This is a genomic window from Amycolatopsis sp. NPDC023774 (assembly GCF_040639695.1).
In the GTDB taxonomy this organism is placed as follows: Bacteria; Actinomycetota; Actinomycetes; order Mycobacteriales; family Pseudonocardiaceae; genus Amycolatopsis.
The window spans coordinates 89,742-107,158 of the sequence record NZ_JBFAAJ010000011.1 but is presented as its reverse complement, the minus strand read 5'-3'; the positions used below and the strand labels follow the sequence as shown (position 1 = coordinate 107,158).

At 69.6% G+C, this 17,417-nt stretch carries 18 protein-coding genes and 1 pseudogene; 4 read left to right on the top strand and 15 right to left on the bottom strand.

Going from position 1 to position 17,417, the window contains the following annotated elements; translation table 11 throughout:
- Nucleotides 1-14 precede the first annotated feature (14 nt).
- Nucleotides 15-2,327, top strand: coding sequence for an FdhF/YdeP family oxidoreductase (locus tag AB0F91_RS23385; protein WP_360600401.1), 2,313 nt, complete (start codon nucleotides 15-17; stop codon nucleotides 2,325-2,327).
- 3 nt (nucleotides 2,328-2,330) lie between these two features.
- Here the strand turns inward: AB0F91_RS23385 and AB0F91_RS23380 are convergent, their stop codons facing one another.
- From AB0F91_RS23380 to AB0F91_RS23365, 4 genes are read right to left on the bottom strand one after another with little or no spacing between them, the layout of a single operon-like run.
- Nucleotides 2,331-2,732: a VanZ family protein gene (locus tag AB0F91_RS23380; protein ID WP_360600399.1), complete on the bottom strand. Its 402-nt coding sequence runs from the start codon at nucleotides 2,730-2,732 to the stop codon at nucleotides 2,331-2,333.
- Nucleotides 2,733-2,770: 38 nt separating this feature from the next.
- Entirely contained in the window at nucleotides 2,771-4,204 is a 1,434-nt protein-coding gene (locus tag AB0F91_RS23375) for an LCP family protein (RefSeq protein WP_360600397.1), read from the bottom strand.
- A 55-nt stretch (nucleotides 4,205-4,259) separates the two neighbouring features.
- Nucleotides 4,260-5,003 carry an SDR family oxidoreductase gene (locus tag AB0F91_RS23370; protein WP_360600395.1) on the bottom strand — a complete coding sequence of 248 codons (744 nt, stop codon included), beginning with the start codon at nucleotides 5,001-5,003 and terminating at the stop codon, nucleotides 4,260-4,262.
- Nucleotides 5,000-5,416, bottom strand: coding sequence for a VOC family protein (locus AB0F91_RS23365; RefSeq protein ID WP_360600393.1), 417 nt, complete (start codon nucleotides 5,414-5,416; stop codon nucleotides 5,000-5,002). Before AB0F91_RS23365 ends, AB0F91_RS23370 begins: the two co-directional genes overlap by 4 nt.
- A gap of 69 nt (nucleotides 5,417-5,485) precedes the next feature.
- Here AB0F91_RS23365 and AB0F91_RS23360 point away from each other — a divergent pair, with 69 nt between their 5' ends.
- On the top strand, nucleotides 5,486-6,154 hold the full coding sequence (locus AB0F91_RS23360) for a GntR family transcriptional regulator (protein WP_360600391.1): 669 nt from the start codon (nucleotides 5,486-5,488) through the stop codon (nucleotides 6,152-6,154).
- Here AB0F91_RS23360 and AB0F91_RS23355 read toward each other — a convergent pair.
- The 5 genes from AB0F91_RS23355 to AB0F91_RS23335 all read right to left on the bottom strand — a co-directional run bounded on the left by AB0F91_RS23355 (nucleotide 6,151) and on the right by AB0F91_RS23335 (nucleotide 10,513).
- Complete coding sequence (locus AB0F91_RS23355; RefSeq protein ID WP_360600650.1) at nucleotides 6,151-7,407, bottom strand: MFS transporter; 1,257 nt, start codon at nucleotides 7,405-7,407, stop codon at nucleotides 6,151-6,153. The two genes, AB0F91_RS23360 and AB0F91_RS23355, sit on opposite strands and share 4 nt — an antisense overlap.
- A gap of 256 nt (nucleotides 7,408-7,663) precedes the next feature.
- Nucleotides 7,664-8,125 (bottom strand): helix-turn-helix domain-containing protein, encoded by a 462-nt coding sequence (locus AB0F91_RS23350; RefSeq protein ID WP_360600389.1) that lies wholly within the window; start codon nucleotides 8,123-8,125, stop codon nucleotides 7,664-7,666.
- A gap of 195 nt (nucleotides 8,126-8,320) precedes the next feature.
- Nucleotides 8,321-8,482, bottom strand: coding sequence for a hypothetical protein (locus tag AB0F91_RS23345; RefSeq protein WP_360600387.1), 162 nt, complete (start codon nucleotides 8,480-8,482; stop codon nucleotides 8,321-8,323).
- A 541-nt stretch (nucleotides 8,483-9,023) separates the two neighbouring features.
- Complete coding sequence (locus AB0F91_RS23340; RefSeq protein WP_360600385.1) at nucleotides 9,024-9,161, bottom strand: hypothetical protein; 138 nt, start codon at nucleotides 9,159-9,161, stop codon at nucleotides 9,024-9,026.
- A complete protein-coding gene (locus tag AB0F91_RS23335; RefSeq protein ID WP_360600383.1) occupies nucleotides 9,161-10,513 on the bottom strand; it encodes an OFA family MFS transporter in 1,353 nt (450 codons plus the stop codon). Before AB0F91_RS23335 ends, AB0F91_RS23340 begins: the two co-directional genes overlap by 1 nt.
- Before the next feature lie 122 nt (nucleotides 10,514-10,635).
- Here AB0F91_RS23335 and fdhD point away from each other — a divergent pair, with 122 nt between their 5' ends.
- Nucleotides 10,636-11,460 carry a formate dehydrogenase accessory sulfurtransferase FdhD gene (fdhD, locus tag AB0F91_RS23330; RefSeq protein WP_360600381.1) on the top strand — a complete coding sequence of 275 codons (825 nt, stop codon included), beginning with the start codon at nucleotides 10,636-10,638 and terminating at the stop codon, nucleotides 11,458-11,460.
- Here fdhD and AB0F91_RS23325 read toward each other — a convergent pair.
- A pseudogene (locus AB0F91_RS23325) lies at nucleotides 11,442-11,824 on the bottom strand (carotenoid oxygenase family protein). The gene fdhD and the pseudogene AB0F91_RS23325 overlap by 19 nt on opposite strands.
- Before the next feature lie 750 nt (nucleotides 11,825-12,574).
- Between AB0F91_RS23325 and AB0F91_RS23320 the strand changes: the two are divergent.
- Complete coding sequence (locus AB0F91_RS23320) at nucleotides 12,575-13,465, top strand: alpha/beta hydrolase-fold protein (RefSeq protein WP_360600379.1); 891 nt, start codon at nucleotides 12,575-12,577, stop codon at nucleotides 13,463-13,465.
- Between the two features lie 145 nt (nucleotides 13,466-13,610).
- On the opposite strand, the gene AB0F91_RS23315 is transcribed toward AB0F91_RS23320, so the two are convergent.
- The 5 genes from AB0F91_RS23315 to AB0F91_RS23295 all read right to left on the bottom strand — a co-directional run bounded on the left by AB0F91_RS23315 (nucleotide 13,611) and on the right by AB0F91_RS23295 (nucleotide 17,337).
- A complete protein-coding gene (locus AB0F91_RS23315) occupies nucleotides 13,611-13,946 on the bottom strand; it encodes a hypothetical protein (protein ID WP_360600377.1) in 336 nt (111 codons plus the stop codon).
- 43 nt (nucleotides 13,947-13,989) lie between these two features.
- Nucleotides 13,990-14,403 carry a hypothetical protein gene (locus tag AB0F91_RS23310; protein ID WP_360600375.1) on the bottom strand — a complete coding sequence of 138 codons (414 nt, stop codon included), beginning with the start codon at nucleotides 14,401-14,403 and terminating at the stop codon, nucleotides 13,990-13,992.
- A 77-nt stretch (nucleotides 14,404-14,480) separates the two neighbouring features.
- Complete coding sequence (gene clpX / locus AB0F91_RS23305) at nucleotides 14,481-15,776, bottom strand: ATP-dependent Clp protease ATP-binding subunit ClpX (protein ID WP_360600373.1); 1,296 nt, start codon at nucleotides 15,774-15,776, stop codon at nucleotides 14,481-14,483.
- Nucleotides 15,777-16,010: 234 nt separating this feature from the next.
- Complete coding sequence (locus AB0F91_RS23300) at nucleotides 16,011-16,664, bottom strand: ATP-dependent Clp protease proteolytic subunit (protein WP_285973822.1); 654 nt, start codon at nucleotides 16,662-16,664, stop codon at nucleotides 16,011-16,013.
- Between the two features lie 25 nt (nucleotides 16,665-16,689).
- Nucleotides 16,690-17,337 carry an ATP-dependent Clp protease proteolytic subunit gene (locus tag AB0F91_RS23295; protein ID WP_360600371.1) on the bottom strand — a complete coding sequence of 216 codons (648 nt, stop codon included), beginning with the start codon at nucleotides 17,335-17,337 and terminating at the stop codon, nucleotides 16,690-16,692.
- Nucleotides 17,338-17,417: the final 80 nt, after the last annotated feature.

The window sequence follows — 17,417 nt, the reverse complement described above, 5'->3', positions numbered from 1 at the left end:
CGCACGATGGACACATGCACCGTGATGCGCCGAAGCACGACGTGGACGAAGCCGACCTGAAGGTGGGCAAGCCGAAGAGCTACGCGGCCGGCATCCCCGGCGTCGCCGTGTCGCTCAAGCGCGGCATCGAGCAGATGGGCCCCACGCGCACCGCGCGCACCCTGCGCCTGCTGAACCAGCGGGCGGGCTTCGACTGCCCGGGTTGCGCGTGGCCCGAGCCGCGCCAGGTCGACGGCGAGAAGCGCAAGCTCGCGGAGTTCTGCGAAAACGGCGCGAAGGCCGTGGCCGAAGAAGCCACGCGCCGTCGCGTGGACCGCGAGTTCTTCGCCACCCACTCGATCGCCGACCTGCGGGACAAGACGGACTACTGGCTGGGCCAGCAGGGCCGGATCACCGAGCCGTTCGTGCTGCGCGAGGGTGCCACGCACTACGAGCCGATCTCGTGGGACGCCGCGTTCGACCTCGTCGCCGGCGAGCTCAACGGGCTGGACAGCCCGCACGAGGCCGTCTTCTACACCTCGGGCCGCACCAGCAACGAGGCCGCGTTCCTCTACCAGCTGCTGGTGCGCTCCTACGGCACCAACAACCTGCCGGACTGCTCGAACATGTGCCACGAGTCCTCGGGCGCGGCGCTGGCCGCCAGCACCGGCATCGGCAAGGGGTCGGTGACCCTGGCCGACCTCCACCACGCCGACCTGATCGTGGTCGTCGGCCAGAACCCGGGCACCAACCACCCGCGCATGCTCTCGGCGCTGGAAACGGCGAAGGGCAACGGCGCCAAGATCCTGGCCGTGAACCCCCTGCCCGAGGCCGGGCTCATGCGGTTCAAGAACCCGCAGAACGTGCGCGGCGTCGTCGGCGAGGGCACCCCGCTCGCCGACGAGTTCGCGCAGATCCGCCTCGGTGGCGACCTCGCGCTGTTCCAGGCCGTGGGTCACCTGCTGCTGCAATGGGACGAAGAGGCGCCGGGCACGATCATCGACCAGGAGTTCGTGAAGTCCTCGACCTACGGGTACGAGGACTGGGCGAAGAACCTGCTCGAGATCGACTGGCCCGAGACGGAGAAGGCCACGGGCCTGCCGCGCGAGCAGATCGAGCACGTCGCGCGGATGATCGCCACGTCCCAGCGCACGATCTACTGCTGGGCCATGGGTCTCACGCAGCACAAGCACGCGGTGCCCACGATCGCCGAGATCGCGAACCTCGCGCTGGCGCGCGGCATGATCGGCAAGCCGGGCGCGGGCCTGTGCCCGGTTCGCGGCCACTCGAACGTGCAAGGCGACCGCACGATGGGCGTCTGGGAAAAGATGCCCGAGTCGTTCATGGACGCGCTCGACCGCGAGTTCGGCATCACCGTGCCGCGCGAGCACGGCTGGGACACCGTCGACTCGATCCGCGCGATGCGCGACGGCCGCGGCAAGGTCTTCTTCGCCATGGGCGGCAACTTCGCCTCCGCGACGCCCGACTCCGACGTCACGGCGAAGGCGCTGAGCTCGTGCTCGCTCACCGTGCACGTGTCGACGAAGCTCAACCGCTCGCACGTGGTCCACGGCACCACCGCGCTGATCCTGCCCACACTCGGGCGAACCGAGCGTGACGTGCAGGAATCGGGCCCGCAGTTCGTGACCGTTGAGGACTCGATGTCGCAGGTGCACGCCTCGCGCGGCCGGGTCAAGCCGGCTTCGGAGCACCTGATCTCCGAGGTCGCGATCGTGTGCCGGCTCGCAGAACGGCTGCTGGGGGCGGACCACGCTGTGCCGTGGCGCTCGTTCGAGAAGAACTACGACCTGATCCGCGACCGCATCGCGGCCGTGGTGCCGGGCTGCGAGGACTACAACCGCCGCGTGCGCGAGCCCGACGGTTTCGTGCTCCCCAACGCACCGCGCGACGCCCGCGAGTTCACGGGCACGGAGACGGGCAAGGGCACGTTCACGGTGTCGGAGTTCGAGTACCCCGAGGTGCCGGCGGGCCGGCTGCTGCTGCAGACGATGCGCAGCCACGACCAGTACAACACCACCATCTACGGCCTGTCCGACCGCTACCGCGGCATCGAGGACGGCCGTCGTGTGGTCTTCGTGCACCCGGACGACCTGGCCGAGCTGGGCATCTCCGACGGCGAGATCGTGGACCTGGTCTCGGAGTGGCGCGACGGCGACCGCCGCGCGCCGCGCTTCCGCGCCGTGTCCTACCCGACGGCCCGCGGCTGCGCGGCGGCCTACTTCCCGGAGGCCAACGCGCTGGTGCCGCTGGACTCCGTCGCGGAGAAGTCCAACACACCGGTGTCGAAGGCAGTCGTGGTCCGGCTGGAGCCGCACCGCCACTCGTGACGGTCAGGCGCTGGGGACTCGGGCTTTCGCCGCGACTCGTGTGGCGAGGACCAACCCCAGCGCCGCGCCCAGGGTGTTGAGCAGCACGTCGTCGACCTCGGCACTGCGACCGATGAAGTACTGCACGGTCTCGATCGCCAGGGAGAGCCCGGCCGACGTGGCGACGACTGCCGCTTTGCTTCGTGTGACCACGTGGGCGAGAAATCCCAGCGGCACGAATAACGCGATGTTGCCCACGTTGTTGAGCATTCCGATCGGACCGTTGACGTTCACAGCCTCGTCGACGATCCCCGCGAGCGGCACGAGGTTGAGGTTCTCGGGCGGGCTGAGGTGACCCGGTCGCAGTGTGAGGGCGAGCACCGCCAGGACGGCCAGGACGAGCAGACGGCGGGCCCAAGAGCGCATGCCTGCCAGTCAACCAGCCCGGCGGTCGGGCTCGGAAATCAGTCCACGCAGTTGTCACCCGCGCCGGTGATCGGCGTGTCGCCCGCCCCGGCAGCGGCGCCGCCGCCCGTGTCACCGCCGCCGGACGAGGTGCCGGGCCCGGCGTAGACCTGGCCGAGCGTCACCTCGATGTGGCCGGGCGGCACGTCGGCGGACTCGGCGGTGGCGAGGCCCCCCAGGAGCTCCGCCACCGCCTTGCCCTGGGTGGCCAGCGCGGCGCCGTACCGGACCAGTGAGGTGCGGCGCGCGGCGGCGTTGCCGGTGCTGCCGGGTGCGAAACCCTTGCCCTTCAACACGTCCGAGACGCGCTGGGCGAGGCCGCTCGCGTCGCCGGCGTTGGCCACGTCGACCACCACGCCCGAAGGTGCTTGCGGTTTGGAGGAAGCCGGGGGCACGCCGATCAGGCTCGCCGCGAACTGCTTGACCTGCGCGGGATCCACCTGCACCGCCGTCGCGCGCGGGTCGCTTTTGCTGTAGCGGTAGTCCGGGTTCACGATCGGGATGGTCGAGAACTGGATGCCGCCGCCGGAAATCCCGCGCATCTGGCCGATGAAGTCGAGCAGGTTCCAGGAGTCGTCGAGGACTACGGACTTCTTCACGGCGTCGATGAGCTCGCCGACCTTGCCCGGGTTGGAGAGCGTGCCCGCCGAAAGGACCTGGTGCGCCAGCGAAGCGAGGAAGACCTGCTGGCGCCGCATGCGGCCGAAGTCGCTGTCCTTGACGCCGTGGCGCTGGCGCACGAACGCGAGCGCGTCGGCACCGGAGATCTTCTGCGGTCCCGCCGGGAAGTTCGCGCCCGAGTCGACGTCCTTCGTGGCGTTGTTGAGGCAGACATCGACGCCGCCGACGGCCTTGCTGATGTCGTAGAAGCTCAGCAGGTTCACCTCGGCGAAGTGGTCGATCCTCACGCCGGTGAGGTCCTCGACCGCCTGCCGCGTGGCGCGCCGCCCGGAGGTGAGGGCTTCCTGCTCGATCTTGTCCTTGTCGGTCTCGCCCGCGTCGTGGAGTTTCGCGGCCTCTTCGGCTTTTCCGCGGCCGTACGCGGCGTTGATCTTGCCCTTGCCCCCGCCCGGCAGCGACACGTACGAATCGCGCGGGATCGAGAACGCCTTCACCGTCTGCGTGCCGTTCGGGATCCGCAGCACGATCAGGGTGTCGGTGAGGTCGTCGCCGTTGGGCCCGGCCCTCAGTTCGCGCAGCACGTCGGGCGGCAAGGGGTTGCCCTGCTGGTCGGCCCTCGAGTCCCGGCCGACGAGCAGGATGTCGAGCGATCCGTCGGCCGGCTGTTCACCGGGCTCGGGCTGTTTGCCGGCGTCGATCACGTTGCTGCGCGTGACGTCGTCGAGCGAGCTCAGCGTCGAATAGCCATACGCCGTGCCGGCGAACACCACCAGCGCCAGCGCCGAGACGACGATCTTCCCTGCGATCCGCACCCCCTACCGACGCCCTGCGGCCCGGTTCTGCTGCACGCGTGACCCAGTTCACATTTCAGCGCAGGTACGACGCGCCGTTCAGATCGAGGATCGCGCCCGACGCCCAGGTCGCCTCGGCCGAGGCCAGGTACACGACCGCGTTGGCGATCTCCTCGGGCTCCGCCACCCGGCCGAACGGGCTCTGCTCCCGCACGGCGTCGGTGATCCGGTGCGCGACGCGTTCGGTCGCCGTGAAGCCGGGCGCCACCGACGTCACCGAGATCCCGTGCGGCGCCAGCTCGATCGCGAGCGACTGGCCGAGCGCGTGGAGCGCGGCCTTGCTCGCGCCGTACGCGGGGTGCTCGGGTTCGCCGCGGAACGCGCCGCGCGAGCCGACGTTCACGATCCGCCCCGGCGCTTTCCGCGCGATGAGGTGGCGGGCGACGTGGAAGGAGATGTTGGCCGCGCCCATCAGGTTGACGTCCAGGGTGCGGCGCCAGACTTCCTGCCAGTGTGCGTAGCCGACGGTCGCTACCGGCGTGGACGTCTCGGGCGTGGTGCCGACGGCCGCGTTGTTCACGAGCACGTCGACGCCGCCGAACAGCTCCTCGGCCGTGTCCGCGATCCGTTGTGCCGCTTCGGGATCGCCGAGGTCGCCCCCGACCGGCACGTGGCCGTCGCCCGGGAGCGCGGCCAGCGTCTCCTCGGCCGCCGCGGCGTTCGATCCATAGTGGACGGCCACCCGGTCGCCGCGGGCGGCGAAGGCGTGGGCGATCGCGCGGCCGATGCCGCGGGAGCCGCCGGTGACGAGGACGTTCACTTCGCGAACAACTGCGCTTCGTCGCGGAACGCCTTGAACTCCAGGGCGTTGCCGGCCGGGTCGTGCAGGAACATCGTCCACTGCTCCCCCGGTTCGCCGGCGAAGCGCTGATACGGCTCGATCACGAACTCCGTGCCCGCCTCGCGCAGGCGGTCGGCGAGCTCGTGGAAGGAGTCGACGTCGAGGACCAGGCCGAAGTGGGGCACGGGCACGTCGTGACCATCGACGGGGTTGCGGCCGGCCTCGGCGCGCGCGCCGGGCACCACGTGCGTGACGACCTGGTGGCCGCGGAAGTCCCAGTCCACCCACGCGTCCGCCGAACGGCCCTCCTCCAGCCCCAGCACCCCGCCGTAGAACGCGCGGGCGCGGGCGAGGTCGTCGACCGGGATGGCGAGGTGGAACGCGGGGCGCATGGGCTCTCCTTCGGCTCGCGGTGGCTCCCTCACCTTGAAGTGCCCATGTCCGAATGTCAACATTGGCCGATGGACGCCACACCGTTGCGGAAAGCAGCGCGCCGCGGCCTGGCCGAGGAAGCCGCCGATCGTGTGCGTGACGCGATCTTCGCCGGCCACTTCCCGCCCGGCGCGCCCCTGCGTGAGGTCGAGCTCGCCGCGTCGCTTGAGGTCAGCCGCGGCTCGGTGCGCGAGGGCCTCGCCCTGCTCACCCGCGAAGGCCTCGTCCGCGGCGGCTGGCACCGCCCGACCACGGTCGTCGAAGTGACCGCGGTGGACGTCGAGGAGGTGTACTCCGTGCGCGCGGCCCTCGATCGACTCGCCGCCGGCACGGCCCGGGTGCGGTCCTCTGTGGACGATCTGGCCGCCTTGGACGACCTCGTTGCCGCGCTGGCTTCCGCGGTCGACTCCGGCGCGGACGGCCCGCGGTTGCTGGCGCTGGACATCGCTTTCCACGACCGCGTCTACGCCGCCGCGGGCAACCGTCGCCTGACGGAGGCGTGGGAGGCGGTGCGCTCGCAGGTGTTCCTGTTCAAGCTGCAGCGCGTGTCCCTGGGGAGTTCGCAGTACCGCTCCCACGTCGTCGCCGAACACCGCGAACTGGCGGCCCTGATCCGCGGCGGCGACGCGGCCGAACTGGACCGCGTCGCCGCCGACCACGTGGACTCCGCCCGGCGTCGGCTGCTGGCGGAGCTCTAACCGTCCACGGCAGACGCCAGCGCGGCTTTCACCTTGACGTTGCTGGTCATGCTCATCGTCACCACGGTCATCGTCAGCAGGACCGCTGCGGCGGCGAAGTACGGGGTTCGCAGGCCCGCCACCGAGGCGAGCCAGCCGCCCAGCAGCGCGCCGAGGGGGCCGGCCGACAGGGCGACCAGGCGCGAGGCCGCGGCGACCCGGCCCATGAGCCGGCCCGGGACGATCGCCTGGCGCAGCGACCAGCCGAGCACCATGGTGGTGGCCATGCCGCAGCCGCAGAGGACGAACATGGCGCCGGCGAGCCACGGGTTGTCCGCGAGCCCGAAGACGAGGATCGACCCGCCCTCCACCACGGCGGTCAGGGTGAGCGCCGTGCCCGTGCCGACCAGCTTCTCGAGCGGTCCCGCCACGACCATGGCGCCCAGCAGCCCGCCGACAGCGTCGGCGGCGAGCAGGAAGCCGTAACCGACCGAGGACAGGCCCAGGGTGTCCTGCGCGAACAGCACCAGCACCGCCCCCACCGCGCCGAACGCCAGGTTGCCGACCGCCGGCCGCAGAGCCAGGCCGAGCAGCAGCCGATCCCGGACGACGTACCGGAATCCCTCCCGCGCGTCCGCCCACACGCCACGGCCCTCGACGCGCTCGGGCACCGGCGTCGAGGGCAACGTCCGGATCAGCAGCGCACTCGCCACGAACGAGACGGCGTCCATCAGGAACGGCACCGTCCGCGCGAGCGAGAACAGGAAGCTGCCCAACGGCGGCCCCGCGAACTGCCCGGCCGCCGTCGACGCCCCGCGCAGGCGGCCGTTGGCGCGGCGCAGCAGCGTCTGATCGCGCCCGAGCAGATCCGGCAGGTAGGCCTGCGAGGCCACGTCGAAGAACAGCTGTCCCACGCCCAGCAGGAACGCCAGCACCAGCAACGCCGGGATCCCCAGCTCCCCGACCGCCCCCGCGACGACCGCGAGCACCAGCAACCCGGCCCGCCACAGATCGGCGAGCCACATCGTGCGCCGCCGGTCCCACCGGTCCACCAGCGCGCCCGCCACCAGCCCCACCACCAGGTGCGGCAGCACCATCGCCACCGACACCAGGCTGATCACCACGGGATCTTTGCTCAGCGCCACGGCGAACAACGGCAAGGCCGCCTCATACGCCCCATCCCCCAACGCCGACACCGTCGCCGCCGTCCACAACCGCGCGAAGGCGGGCGGCATCTTGGCCGCCGCATCCGAGCGGCGTAACCCGCGAACCATCGCGCTCACTGCGCCACCCCCACGACCCGGCGATCACCCGACGCCAACGCACCCGCCCCACGCGCTCTCGGTCCACACGCGAACCCGCGCAACACCGTCACTGCACTCACCGCGCCACCCCCGCGGACCCCTTGTCCCCGCGACACCTTCGCCGCACGCACAGCCCCACGCCCTTGCCCACGGACCGGCGGCGCCAGCACCAGCGCACCCGCCCCACACGCCATCGACCTGCACCCGAACCCGCGAACCATCGCGCTCATTGCGCCGCCCCTTCACCAGGGCGGAAGAACGCCACCGCGATCGTCGCCGCGGGCTCGGATGGTTCCCGCGCCGCGTGCATCTCGTCCAGCAGCTCACCCAGGCGCCGCTCGAATTCCGCGTAGCGCGACTCCCCCAGGCGCAGGTGCGACATGCGCACGTACCGCGCCCCCTCCGGCGCGGTGGCGAGGTCGTCGATCGCGTGCTGCAGCAGGACGTCGCGCTGGCCGGGCGCGGGGTCCGGCAGCACGACAACCTTCGCAACCATCCCGTAGTACCGCTCGATCACGCCGCGCACCTTGCGAGTGCGGACCACGTGGATGAGCCCGGCCCGTTCCAGCACCCTTACGTGATAACTCGAACTCCCCTTCGCCAGGTCCAGCCGCGTGGCGATCTGCGTGATCGTCGCGGGCCCGTCTCGCAGCACCGCCAGCACGCGGTGGCGCACCAGGTTGTTCACGGCGCGCAGTTGTTCACTCGACGCTCTCGCCGGGCGGAACGTAGTCGTCCCCAGTCACGAGGAACAATGGTCAACGACTCTTGACCATTTGTCCAGCGCCTTTTCGGACGAAGCCGCGGCACCGCCTGCGCTCGGCCGCCCGCTGCCTGCGTTACCACGCGTGGCAGCGCAGGAGTTCGAGGGCGCCGTCCAGATCTACTCGCCTACCCCGATCCGATGCGCTGCTCCCGGCAGGTCACCTTGGGCGAGCTCCGCGGCTTTGCGCGGGTCCCGGTGATGCAGCACTTTCGCGTTGGCCACGGTGATGGCCAGCTCGGCGGCCGCTTCGCGAAGCGAGTGACCGTGGAGGAAACGCAACTCGAGGATGCGGCGCTGGCACTCCGGCAGCGCCCCAGGATCCGCGCGGCGCGGTCGCTCGCTTCCCGTTCTTCCGGCGCCGCGTTCCCTTCCGTGTCAGCTACCTGGAGGTCGGGCACCGTGATCTCCCGGCCCAGGATTCGCCGCCAGCACGGTCTTCGCCGTTGCCAGCAGCTACGCACGAATCTCCCCGGCAGACGCCGTCGTGCACAGGACCGGAACGCCGCAACGAACACCTGCGACGTCAGGTCCTCGGCGTCCGGCCGGTTCCCGACTTTGCCGAAGACCAGCCGGTGGATGCTGTGCGACGTTGTCCTCGTGATCGCCTCCCACCCCGCGCGCTTCGTGGGGGCCGAGGTCTTCGCACAGGCCTCAGTATGTGCGGACGGTTCGCGGACGGTCCTGAGTAGACGTTGCTCGATACGGCTGTCCGGCGAGCAACCGCCTGCGGAAACGAAAAGAGCGCGACCACCGGCACGTCGTGCACCGGTGGTCGCGCTCCTTGCCGAAGCGGACCCGAGCATTCCCGATCAGCGGGGCATCAGCCGCCGAACAAGTCGATGACCTTGAGGATCAGCTCGTAGACGCCGTAGACGAACGGCACCAGCACCCACAGCCACGCGACCACGAGCAGCACGGTGCGCCCCGTCGAGCGCCCTTCCACGTCCGGTGTGCTCATCACGCCTCACTCCCCACCTGGGTGCTCGCCACGGGTTCGTGGTACTTCGCCTTGACCGGCCGCACGAACTCGTTGGCGATGAAGCCGACCACGAGCAGCGCGATCATGATGTAGAACGACGTCGCATAGAGGTCCGGACCACTCTTGCCCGCGGACTTCTCGCTGTCGGCGATGCCGTCGACGATCAGCGGCCCGAGCACGCCGGCCACCGACCACGCGGTGAGCAGCCGGCCGTGGATCGCGCCGACCTGGTAGTTGCCGAACAGGTCCTTCAGGTACGCCGGCAGCGTCGAGAAACCGCCACCGTAGAAGGAGAGGATCAGCATGGCGCACAGCACGAACAGCAGCTTCGACGAGTTCGTGGTCAGCGCGATGATCAGGTACAGCACCGCGCCCACGCCGAGGTAGAAGCGGTAGATGTTCTTGCGCCCCACGGCATCCGAGACCGACGACCAGACGAACCGGCCCAGCATGTTGGTGAGCGAGAGCATCGCGACGAACCCGGCGGCGGCCGCCGTGCCGACCGGCGCCGAGGTGCCCTTGAAGAAGTCCGTGATCATCGGCGCGGCCTTCTCCAGGATGCCGATGCCCGCGGTCACGTTGAGGCACAGCACGATCCACAGGCACCAAAACTGCGGTGTCTTGAGCGCGTTGGCGGCCGAGACGTTGTGCGTGGAGATGAGCTTCTTGGTCTCCAGGACCTTCGGCTCCCAGCCGGCGGGCTTCCACCCGTCGGCCGGCACGCGCACGAGCAGCACGCCCATCGTCATGAACACCGCGTAGACGACACCGTGGATCAGGAACGCCACCGCGATGTCGCTCGTGGTCGGCGCCGAGCCGAGCATCGCCGAGGACCACGGCGAAGCGATGAGCGCGCCGCCCCCGAAGCCCATGATCGCGATGCCCGTGGCCATACCGGGCCGGTCGGGGAACCACTTGATCAGGGTCGACACGGGTGAGATGTAGCCGATCCCGAGGCCGATGCCGCCGATCCCGCCGTAGCCGACGACCACGAGCCAGAACTGCCCGGTCGCGACGCCGAGCGCCGAAACGAGGAAGCCGGTGCCGAAGCAGATCGTCGCCACGAACATGGCCCAGCGCGGGCCGTTCTTCTCCACGAGCGTGCCGCCGAAGGCCGCCGAGAGGCCGAGCATCACGATGCCCAGCTGGAACGGCAGCCCGGACTCCGTGCCCGAGAGGTGCATGGTCTTCTCGAGCGGCGTTTTGAACACGCTCCATGCGTACGCTTGACCGATCGAGAGATGTATCGAGAGCGCTGCGGGTGGGACCAGCCAACGGGTCCAGCCGGGCGGTGCGACGATACGAGAGCGGGCCAGGAAGCCGAGGGCCATCGTCAGACTCCTCCGAACTGTGAGGTGATGCTGGGAATGTATTACTTATTCCCCGACGTTGCATCGGCTGGGTGTCGTAGATCGTCTGCGCACGTCTTCAAAGGCCCTTGAAAGGTGGACAGATGGGCAGGGTGACTGTGCGGCGGCCGGTGCGGAGGATTTCCTCGACCGGTGAACGTCGCCGCCCCGACTCGCTGGCGGCCGAAGAGCCGCTGGAGATCCGCGTCGGCGGCAAAGCACTCGCTGTGACGATGCGCACTCCGGGTCACGATGTCGAGCTGGCCCACGGTTTCCTCCTGTCGGAGGGCGTGCTCGGCTCCCGTGACGACATCGCGGCCGCGCGCTACTGCGACGGCGTCGACGACCAGGGGCGCAACACCTACAACGTGCTCGACGTGACACTCGCACCCGGAGTGGCACCTCCGGACGTCGGCGTGGAGCGCAACTTCTACACCACGTCCTCGTGCGGCGTCTGCGGCAAGGCCGCGCTCGACGCCGTGAAGCTCAAGAGCCGCTTCTCCCCCGCGGACTCACGGTTCGAGGTGAAGACCGACGTGCTGGTGAAGCTCCCGGACACGTTGCGGGACCAGCAGAAGGTGTTCAAGTCCACCGGGGGCCTGCACGCGGCCGCACTGTTCACTCAGGACGGTGAGCTGGAGGTCGTGCGCGAGGACGTCGGGCGACACAACGCCGTGGACAAGGTGCTCGGGTGGGCCGTGCAGGCCGGCCGGATCCCCGCACCCGGTTGCGGGCTGTTGGTCTCCGGCCGTGCCTCGTTCGAGCTGGTGCAGAAGGCGGCGATGGCCGGGATCGGCCTGCTCGCCGCAGTGTCCGCTCCGTCCTCTTTGGCCGTTGAGCTGGCCGAGGAGAACGGCATGACGCTCATCGGTTTCCTGCGGGGCGACAGCATGAACCTCTACACCGGCGATCAGCGGGTGCTGACGTAGGCCCTCCGGGCCAGCCGATCGGCACCCAGTTGCCGTGGAAGCCGGGGCACGCGGTCGGGCAGGTGCACGGCGGCGACGGGGTCGAGCGTGCCGGCGTCCAGCAGCGTGGGGTCGCTGCGCTGCGTGGCGGCGTCGAAGACGAAACCCATGAGCACGCCCTCGTCCTCGGCAGCGTCCACACGGGACGGTATGGACCCGAACTCGCCGGGCACCCGGCCGGGGCGAATCCGTGCCGCTGGGCGGTTCCGTTGCGGAAATCGTGCTTGTAGACCGCACCGGTCAGGTTCGACAGCCCGCCGACGGCCACCGCGTAACCGTAGCGGTGCGCGCGCCCGACGTGACGCTCGTCGACGCGCGGGAACACCTGCCGGTGCTCGTCGATCCGCTCTTCCAGGGACTTTGCCGGCAGCTAGGTCGACGGTCCAGCGGTCGAGCGTCGGCTCGCCTTCGGTCCGGCGGTGCGCGCCGCGGTCGAACACCTTGGGGTTACGCACGACGTGCAGGACGATCGGTCGCCGTCGTCGTAGGCGTTGAGCGGGTGGAAGACGGGTACTCGGGTTCCCGCGGCACGGCGGTGAGCTCACACCCCGGCCGGAGCGCGCGCCGACCGGGTCGGGCACGTCGACGTGGGCCGGCGTCTGGTTCGCGTCGAAGGTCACGGTCACGCTTGGGGTGGGCCATGTAGCCACCTGCCAGATCCAGCGGTTGGGGTACCACTCCGCCCGCCCGTCCCGCATGCGGACGCCGTGGACCATGCCGTCGCCGAGGAACCAGCGGTAGCTCGCGGGCCTTGCCGCGCGAGCGGGTTGGGGATGACGGAGGCGAAGCCGGAACTTGTTGATCATGCGAGGTCGTTTAATGACAGCGTTATTAATTGACAATCGGGTTGTGAAAGTCGCCAGGGCCGGGTTTTCAGAACTGGCGCCGTGGGCGCGGACTCGGCACGATGATCGGTGGCGTCAGGCACTGCGCGGATGGTGAGCGGCGTCCAGGTGGGTGGGAGTTTCCTGCGGTGATCTGGGACGGAGGCCGAGGTGGACAGAGGGGTCAACCGCGGCGCCGTGCCCGCCGCCGTCGGCCGGCTGAGTGCCCCTCGCCTCGCTTGGGGTGCGGCGTGAACGGCCGCGTCAGCCGCCGCACCGCGCTCGCCGCCGGGGCCGCGGGCCTGGGCGTCGCCGGGCTGGCCGCCGCGACGGCAGCGGGCCGCACGCCCCTCGGACAGGCGCTGCAGGTCCTCGGCGTCACCACCGACTCACCGGTCACCCAGGTCGGTTCGCTGCGCGTCGAGCGCGTGCACTCGGCCGCGAGGGGACGCGACGTCGATCTCGTCTTCTTCCTGCCGAGTAAGAAACCGCCACCCCGCCTGCCGATGTCCCTCATGCTCCACGGCCTCCACGGCAACGCCCGCAGCGCCGCCCCCAGCGGCCTGCTCGAGCAGCTCGCCACGGACGTCGCGCGCAAGGCTGTGCCCGCGCACGGTTACGTCGCCGTCGACGGGGGCGACAACTACTGGCACGAGGTCCGCCCCGGCGACGACCCCATGGCGATGCTGCTGGAGGAAGTCCCGCGCTGGCTCGCGGCCCGCGGCCTCGGCGGCGCGCACGGCCTGCCCTTCGCCTGCGCCGGCGTCTCGATGGGCGGCTTCGGCGCCATGGTCTACGGCCGCCGCCGCGCCGAGCGTCGCCAGCCGCCGGAGGCCATCGCGGCCATCTCACCGGCGCTCATCACGAACTGGCCCGAGATGGCCAAGCGCCACATCTTCACCGGCCAGGCCGACTGGACGTCGCTCGACCCGCTGCGCCACCTCACCGCCCTGCGCGGCATCCCGACGGCCCTGTGGTGCGGCACAGAGGACTCCTTCATCACCGGCGTCCGGCGCTACATCGCGGCCACCCACCCCGCCGTGGGCTACACGGCGAGGGGCGTCCACAGCGACACGTTCTTCCACTCGGTCGTGCCGAGCCTGGTGAGTTTCGTCGGGAAGCACGTGCCCCGCGCCGTGTGAGGTCACGCGATCGCGCTCCACGTGACGCAAATCCGGGTCCGGCGGCAGAATCGACCTTGCCCGTGGCTTCCGCAGAATGGTTGTGCAGCAAGGGAAATCCGCTTCGGCATGCTGACGCTCCCAACGCGACGGACACCCCTCGAGGTCAGCTCCGCGCCACCAGCACCAGCACGATCAAACCAGTCCCCAGCCCACCCGCGGCGAGCCCGCCGCACCACGCCAGCCCCCGCAGGTCCCGCGCTCGCCACAACGCCCCCAGCGTCACGACGAACGGCAGCACCGGCCACACCGCCCCCAGGTTGCCGCGCCGCACCGCCACGGCCAGCGCGAAGACCACGAACAACCCCGCCAGACCGGCGAGCGACCAATACAGCTTCGGCGCCGCGAGCGCGCTCCCCCGGAACACCTCGGAGCCCGACAACCCGGCCTGCCGTGGGCCGAGGCCGAACTCGTCTTCGCGATCTTCGGGCTGGAAGCTCATCCCGCCATCCGGCCCACCCGCACTCAGCCGCGCGACACGAGCCTCAGGAAGATACCCACCGAGCCACCACCGAGATCAGCCAGAACCCCACCATCGTCGCCAACGCCGTCAGCAGCGCCCAGCGCAGTTGCAGTCGACGGGTCTCCGCAGCGTGCAGGAACCGCAGGAAGTACCAAGCCAGAGCGAACAACGGCAACGGGATCAGCGGCAACGCCGACAACCGCGTCCCCACCGCCACCAGACACACGACCGCCAAGACCGCCAGCATGATGTTGCCCGCGCGGTACAGCCACGAGAAGCGCGTCAGGATGGACGCGACGACGCGCTCGCTCAGTTCGACGATGCCCACCGACGGGGCATCAGTCGACGCAGGCGGCGGCGAAGAGGCGTCATCCACGTCCGGCACCGAGGTGGTGGCGTTGTCCCCTGGGGCTGCGGTCAGCGGCACGGTTGTCATCCTGTCCATTATCGCGCGTGCCGCGAACAGCCTGGCAGCGGACTCCCGCAAACGGCTCACGCCGATCAGCGAACGGCTCAGGCCGACTTCTCACCACGCTCGCTGCGGGCCCGCCGGGACGGCTGCCGCGCGACGATCGTGGGGTTCACGTTCTCCCGCACCGTCTGCTCGGTGATCACGACCTTCGCCACGTCGTCGCGGCTCGGGATGTCGTACATGACCGGCTGGAGGACTTCCTCCATGATCGCGCGCAGGCCGCGGGCACCCGTGCCACGCAGCATCGCCTGGTCGGCGATGGCCTCGAGCGCCGTCTTGGTGAACTCGAGCTCGACGTTGTCCATCTCGAAGAGCTTCTTGTACTGCTTCACCAGGGCGTTGCGCGGCTGCGTGAGGATCGAGACCAGCGACTCCTTGTCCAGGTGGTTCACCGTGGCGACCACCGGGAGGCGGCCGATGAACTCCGGGATCAGGCCGAACTTGATCAGGTCCTCGGGCATCGTCTCGGAGAAGACGTCGCTGCCCTCGATCTCGGCCTTGGTGCGGATCTCCGCGCCGAAGCCGAGGCCGCGCTTGCCGACGCGCTCGTTGATGATCTTCTCGAGCCCAGCGAACGCACCAGCCACGATGAACAGCACGTTGGTGGTGTCGATCTGGATGAACTCCTGGTGCGGGTGCTTGCGCCCGCCCTGGGGCGGCACCGACGCCGTGGTGCCCTCGAGGATCTTCAGCAGCGCCTGCTGCACGCCCTCGCCCGACACGTCGCGCGTGATCGAGGGGTTCTCCGACTTGCGGGCGATCTTGTCGACCTCGTCGATGTAGATGATGCCGGTCTCGGCGCGCTTCACGTCGTAGTCGGCGGCCTGGATCAGCTTGAGGAGGATGTTCTCGACGTCCTCGCCCACGTAGCCGGCCTCGGTCAGCGCCGTGGCGTCCGCGATGGCGAACGGCACGTTGAGCAGCTTCGCGAGCGTCTGCGCCAGGTAGGTCTTGCCGGTACCGGTCGGCCCGAGCATCAGGATGTTGGACTTCGCCAGCTCGACGGGCTCGTCCTTGGAGTCCTTCGGCCCGGCCTTGTCGTCGGCCTGGATGCGCTTGTAGTGGTTGTACACCGCGACCGCGAGCGTCTTCTTCGCGTCGTCCTGGCCGATGATGTACTGCTCGAGGAACTCGCGGATGTCCGCGGGCTTGGGCAGCTCGTCGAGCTTCACCTCGCCGGCTTCGGCCAGCTCCTCTTCGATGATCTCGTTGCAGAGGTCGATGCACTCATCGCAGATGTAGACCCCAGGGCCGGCAATGAGCTTCTTCACCTGCTTCTGACTCTTCCCGCAGAAAGAACACTTCAGCAGGTCGCCGCCGTCACCGATCCGTGCCATGGCCGTTGACCTCGTCCCCTCCGGTGCGCGGTACGCACCTGACACTGTCTTGCCGCTCCGGTCCCGACTCGGCTGTTTTCACACCGACCGGCCGGAGCTTCACGCACTGCCACTGACGGTACCCGTCCGAAGCCACGAGCGGGAACACCCGGGTGAGGAGAAGGCACGTCAGAGGTCGACACTAGACCAGAGAGCCGGTGCGTGTCGCCGATTCGACACGCACCGGCCCCGTGATCAGTTGGCGGAGGCCTTCCGGTACGGAAGGACCTCGTCGATCAGGCCATAGGCCTTGGCCTCGTCGGCGGTCAGGATCTTGTCCCGCTCGATGTCGGCCCTGATCTGGTCGGGCTCCTTGTTCGTGTGCTTCGCCAGGATGACCTCCATCTGGCGGCGCACGCGCTGGATCTCGTTGGCCTGGATCTCCAGGTCCGAGACCTGCCCGTAGGTGCCTTCGGTGGCCGGCTGGTGGATCAGCACGCGCGCGTTGGGCAGCGCCATGCGCTTGCCCGGCGTGCCGGCCGCCAGCAGCACCGCGGCGGCCGAAGCGGCCTGGCCGAGGCACACCGTGGAGATGTCCGGGCGGATGTACTGCATGGTGTCGTAGATCGCCATCAGCGACGTGAACGACCCACCCGGGGAGTTGATGTAGATGCTGATGTCGCGGTCCGGGTCCTCGTGCTCGAGGTGCAGCAGCTGGGCCATCACGTCGTTGGCCGACGCGTCGTCCACCTGCACGCCGAGGAAGATCGTCCGCTCCTCGTAGAGCTTGTTGTACGGGTTGGACTCCTTGACGCCGTAGCTGGTCCGCTCGACGTACGACGGCAGGATGTACCGCGACTGCGGAGTCTGCGGAGCCCGGAAGTCACCCGGGAGCCGGAAATTGCTCATGAGAGGTCTCCTGTGTGCTTCGCGCTCAGTTGTTCGAGGTGATGCCGGCCGACAGCACGTGGTCGACGAAGCCGTATTCCTTCGCCTCCTGCGCCGTGAACCAGCGGTCGCGGTCGCCGTCCTTGATGATCTGCTCGGTGGTCTGGCCGGTCTGCTCGGCCGTGATGCGGGCGAGCTCCTGCTTCCACTTGTTGAACAGGTCCGCCTGGATCGCGATGTCGGACGCGGTACCGCCGACACCCGCCGACGGCTGGTGCATCAGGATCCTGGCGTGCGGGAGCGCGTACCGCTTGCCCGGCGTGCCCGACGAGAGCAGGAACTGCCCCATCGAGGCCGCCATGCCCATGGCGTACGTGGCGACGTCCGGGCGGATCAGCTGCATGGTGTCGTAGATGGCGAACCCGGCGGTGACCGAGCCACCCGGAGAGTTGATGTAGAACCGGATGTCGGACTCGGCGTCGTCCGCGTCGAGCAGCAACAGCTGCGCGGTGATCCGGTTGGCGATCTCGTCGTTGACCTCGGAGCCGAGGACGACGATGCGCTCCTGGAGCAACCGCTCGAACACCGAGTCGGTGAGGGTGAGTCCGGAGGTGCCGCTCCGCCCCTCGGGCATGTGCTGCTTCACGTCTGCCTGCCTTTTTCGCCGGCGGTGGCCCTTCGTCGTGTCGGCCACCGCTGTCGTGTTCAGATGCTTGAGATCTTGCAACCGACCCTAACGAACTCGGGCGGTGCGGAATGCCCGACACCGCCCAA

What these genes read in the sequence shown, in the direction of transcription:
- AB0F91_RS23310 (WP_360600375.1), bottom strand. Translation starts at nt 14,403, where the DNA reads ATGACAACCGTGCCGCTGACCGCAGCCCCAGGGGACAACGCCACCACC.
- AB0F91_RS23300 (WP_285973822.1), bottom strand. Translation starts at nt 16,664, where the DNA reads ATGAGCAATTTCCGGCTCCCGGGTGACTTCCGGGCTCCGCAGACTCCG.
- AB0F91_RS23355 (WP_360600650.1), bottom strand. Translation starts at nt 7,407, where the DNA reads ATGGTTCGCGGGTTACGCCGCTCGGATGCGGCGGCCAAGATGCCGCCC.
- AB0F91_RS23340 (WP_360600385.1), bottom strand. Translation starts at nt 9,161, where the DNA reads ATGAGCACACCGGACGTGGAAGGGCGCTCGACGGGGCGCACCGTGCTG.
- AB0F91_RS23385 (WP_360600401.1), top strand. Translation starts at nt 15, where the DNA reads ATGCACCGTGATGCGCCGAAGCACGACGTGGACGAAGCCGACCTGAAG.
- clpX (WP_360600373.1), bottom strand. Translation starts at nt 15,776, where the DNA reads ATGGCACGGATCGGTGACGGCGGCGACCTGCTGAAGTGTTCTTTCTGC.
- fdhD (WP_360600381.1), top strand. Translation starts at nt 10,636, where the DNA reads ATGGGCAGGGTGACTGTGCGGCGGCCGGTGCGGAGGATTTCCTCGACC.
- AB0F91_RS23365 (WP_360600393.1), bottom strand. Translation starts at nt 5,416, where the DNA reads ATGCGCCCCGCGTTCCACCTCGCCATCCCGGTCGACGACCTCGCCCGC.
- AB0F91_RS23360 (WP_360600391.1), top strand. Translation starts at nt 5,486, where the DNA reads ATGGACGCCACACCGTTGCGGAAAGCAGCGCGCCGCGGCCTGGCCGAG.
- AB0F91_RS23335 (WP_360600383.1), bottom strand. Translation starts at nt 10,513, where the DNA reads ATGGCCCTCGGCTTCCTGGCCCGCTCTCGTATCGTCGCACCGCCCGGC.
- AB0F91_RS23380 (WP_360600399.1), bottom strand. Translation starts at nt 2,732, where the DNA reads ATGCGCTCTTGGGCCCGCCGTCTGCTCGTCCTGGCCGTCCTGGCGGTG.
- AB0F91_RS23315 (WP_360600377.1), bottom strand. Translation starts at nt 13,946, where the DNA reads ATGAGCTTCCAGCCCGAAGATCGCGAAGACGAGTTCGGCCTCGGCCCA.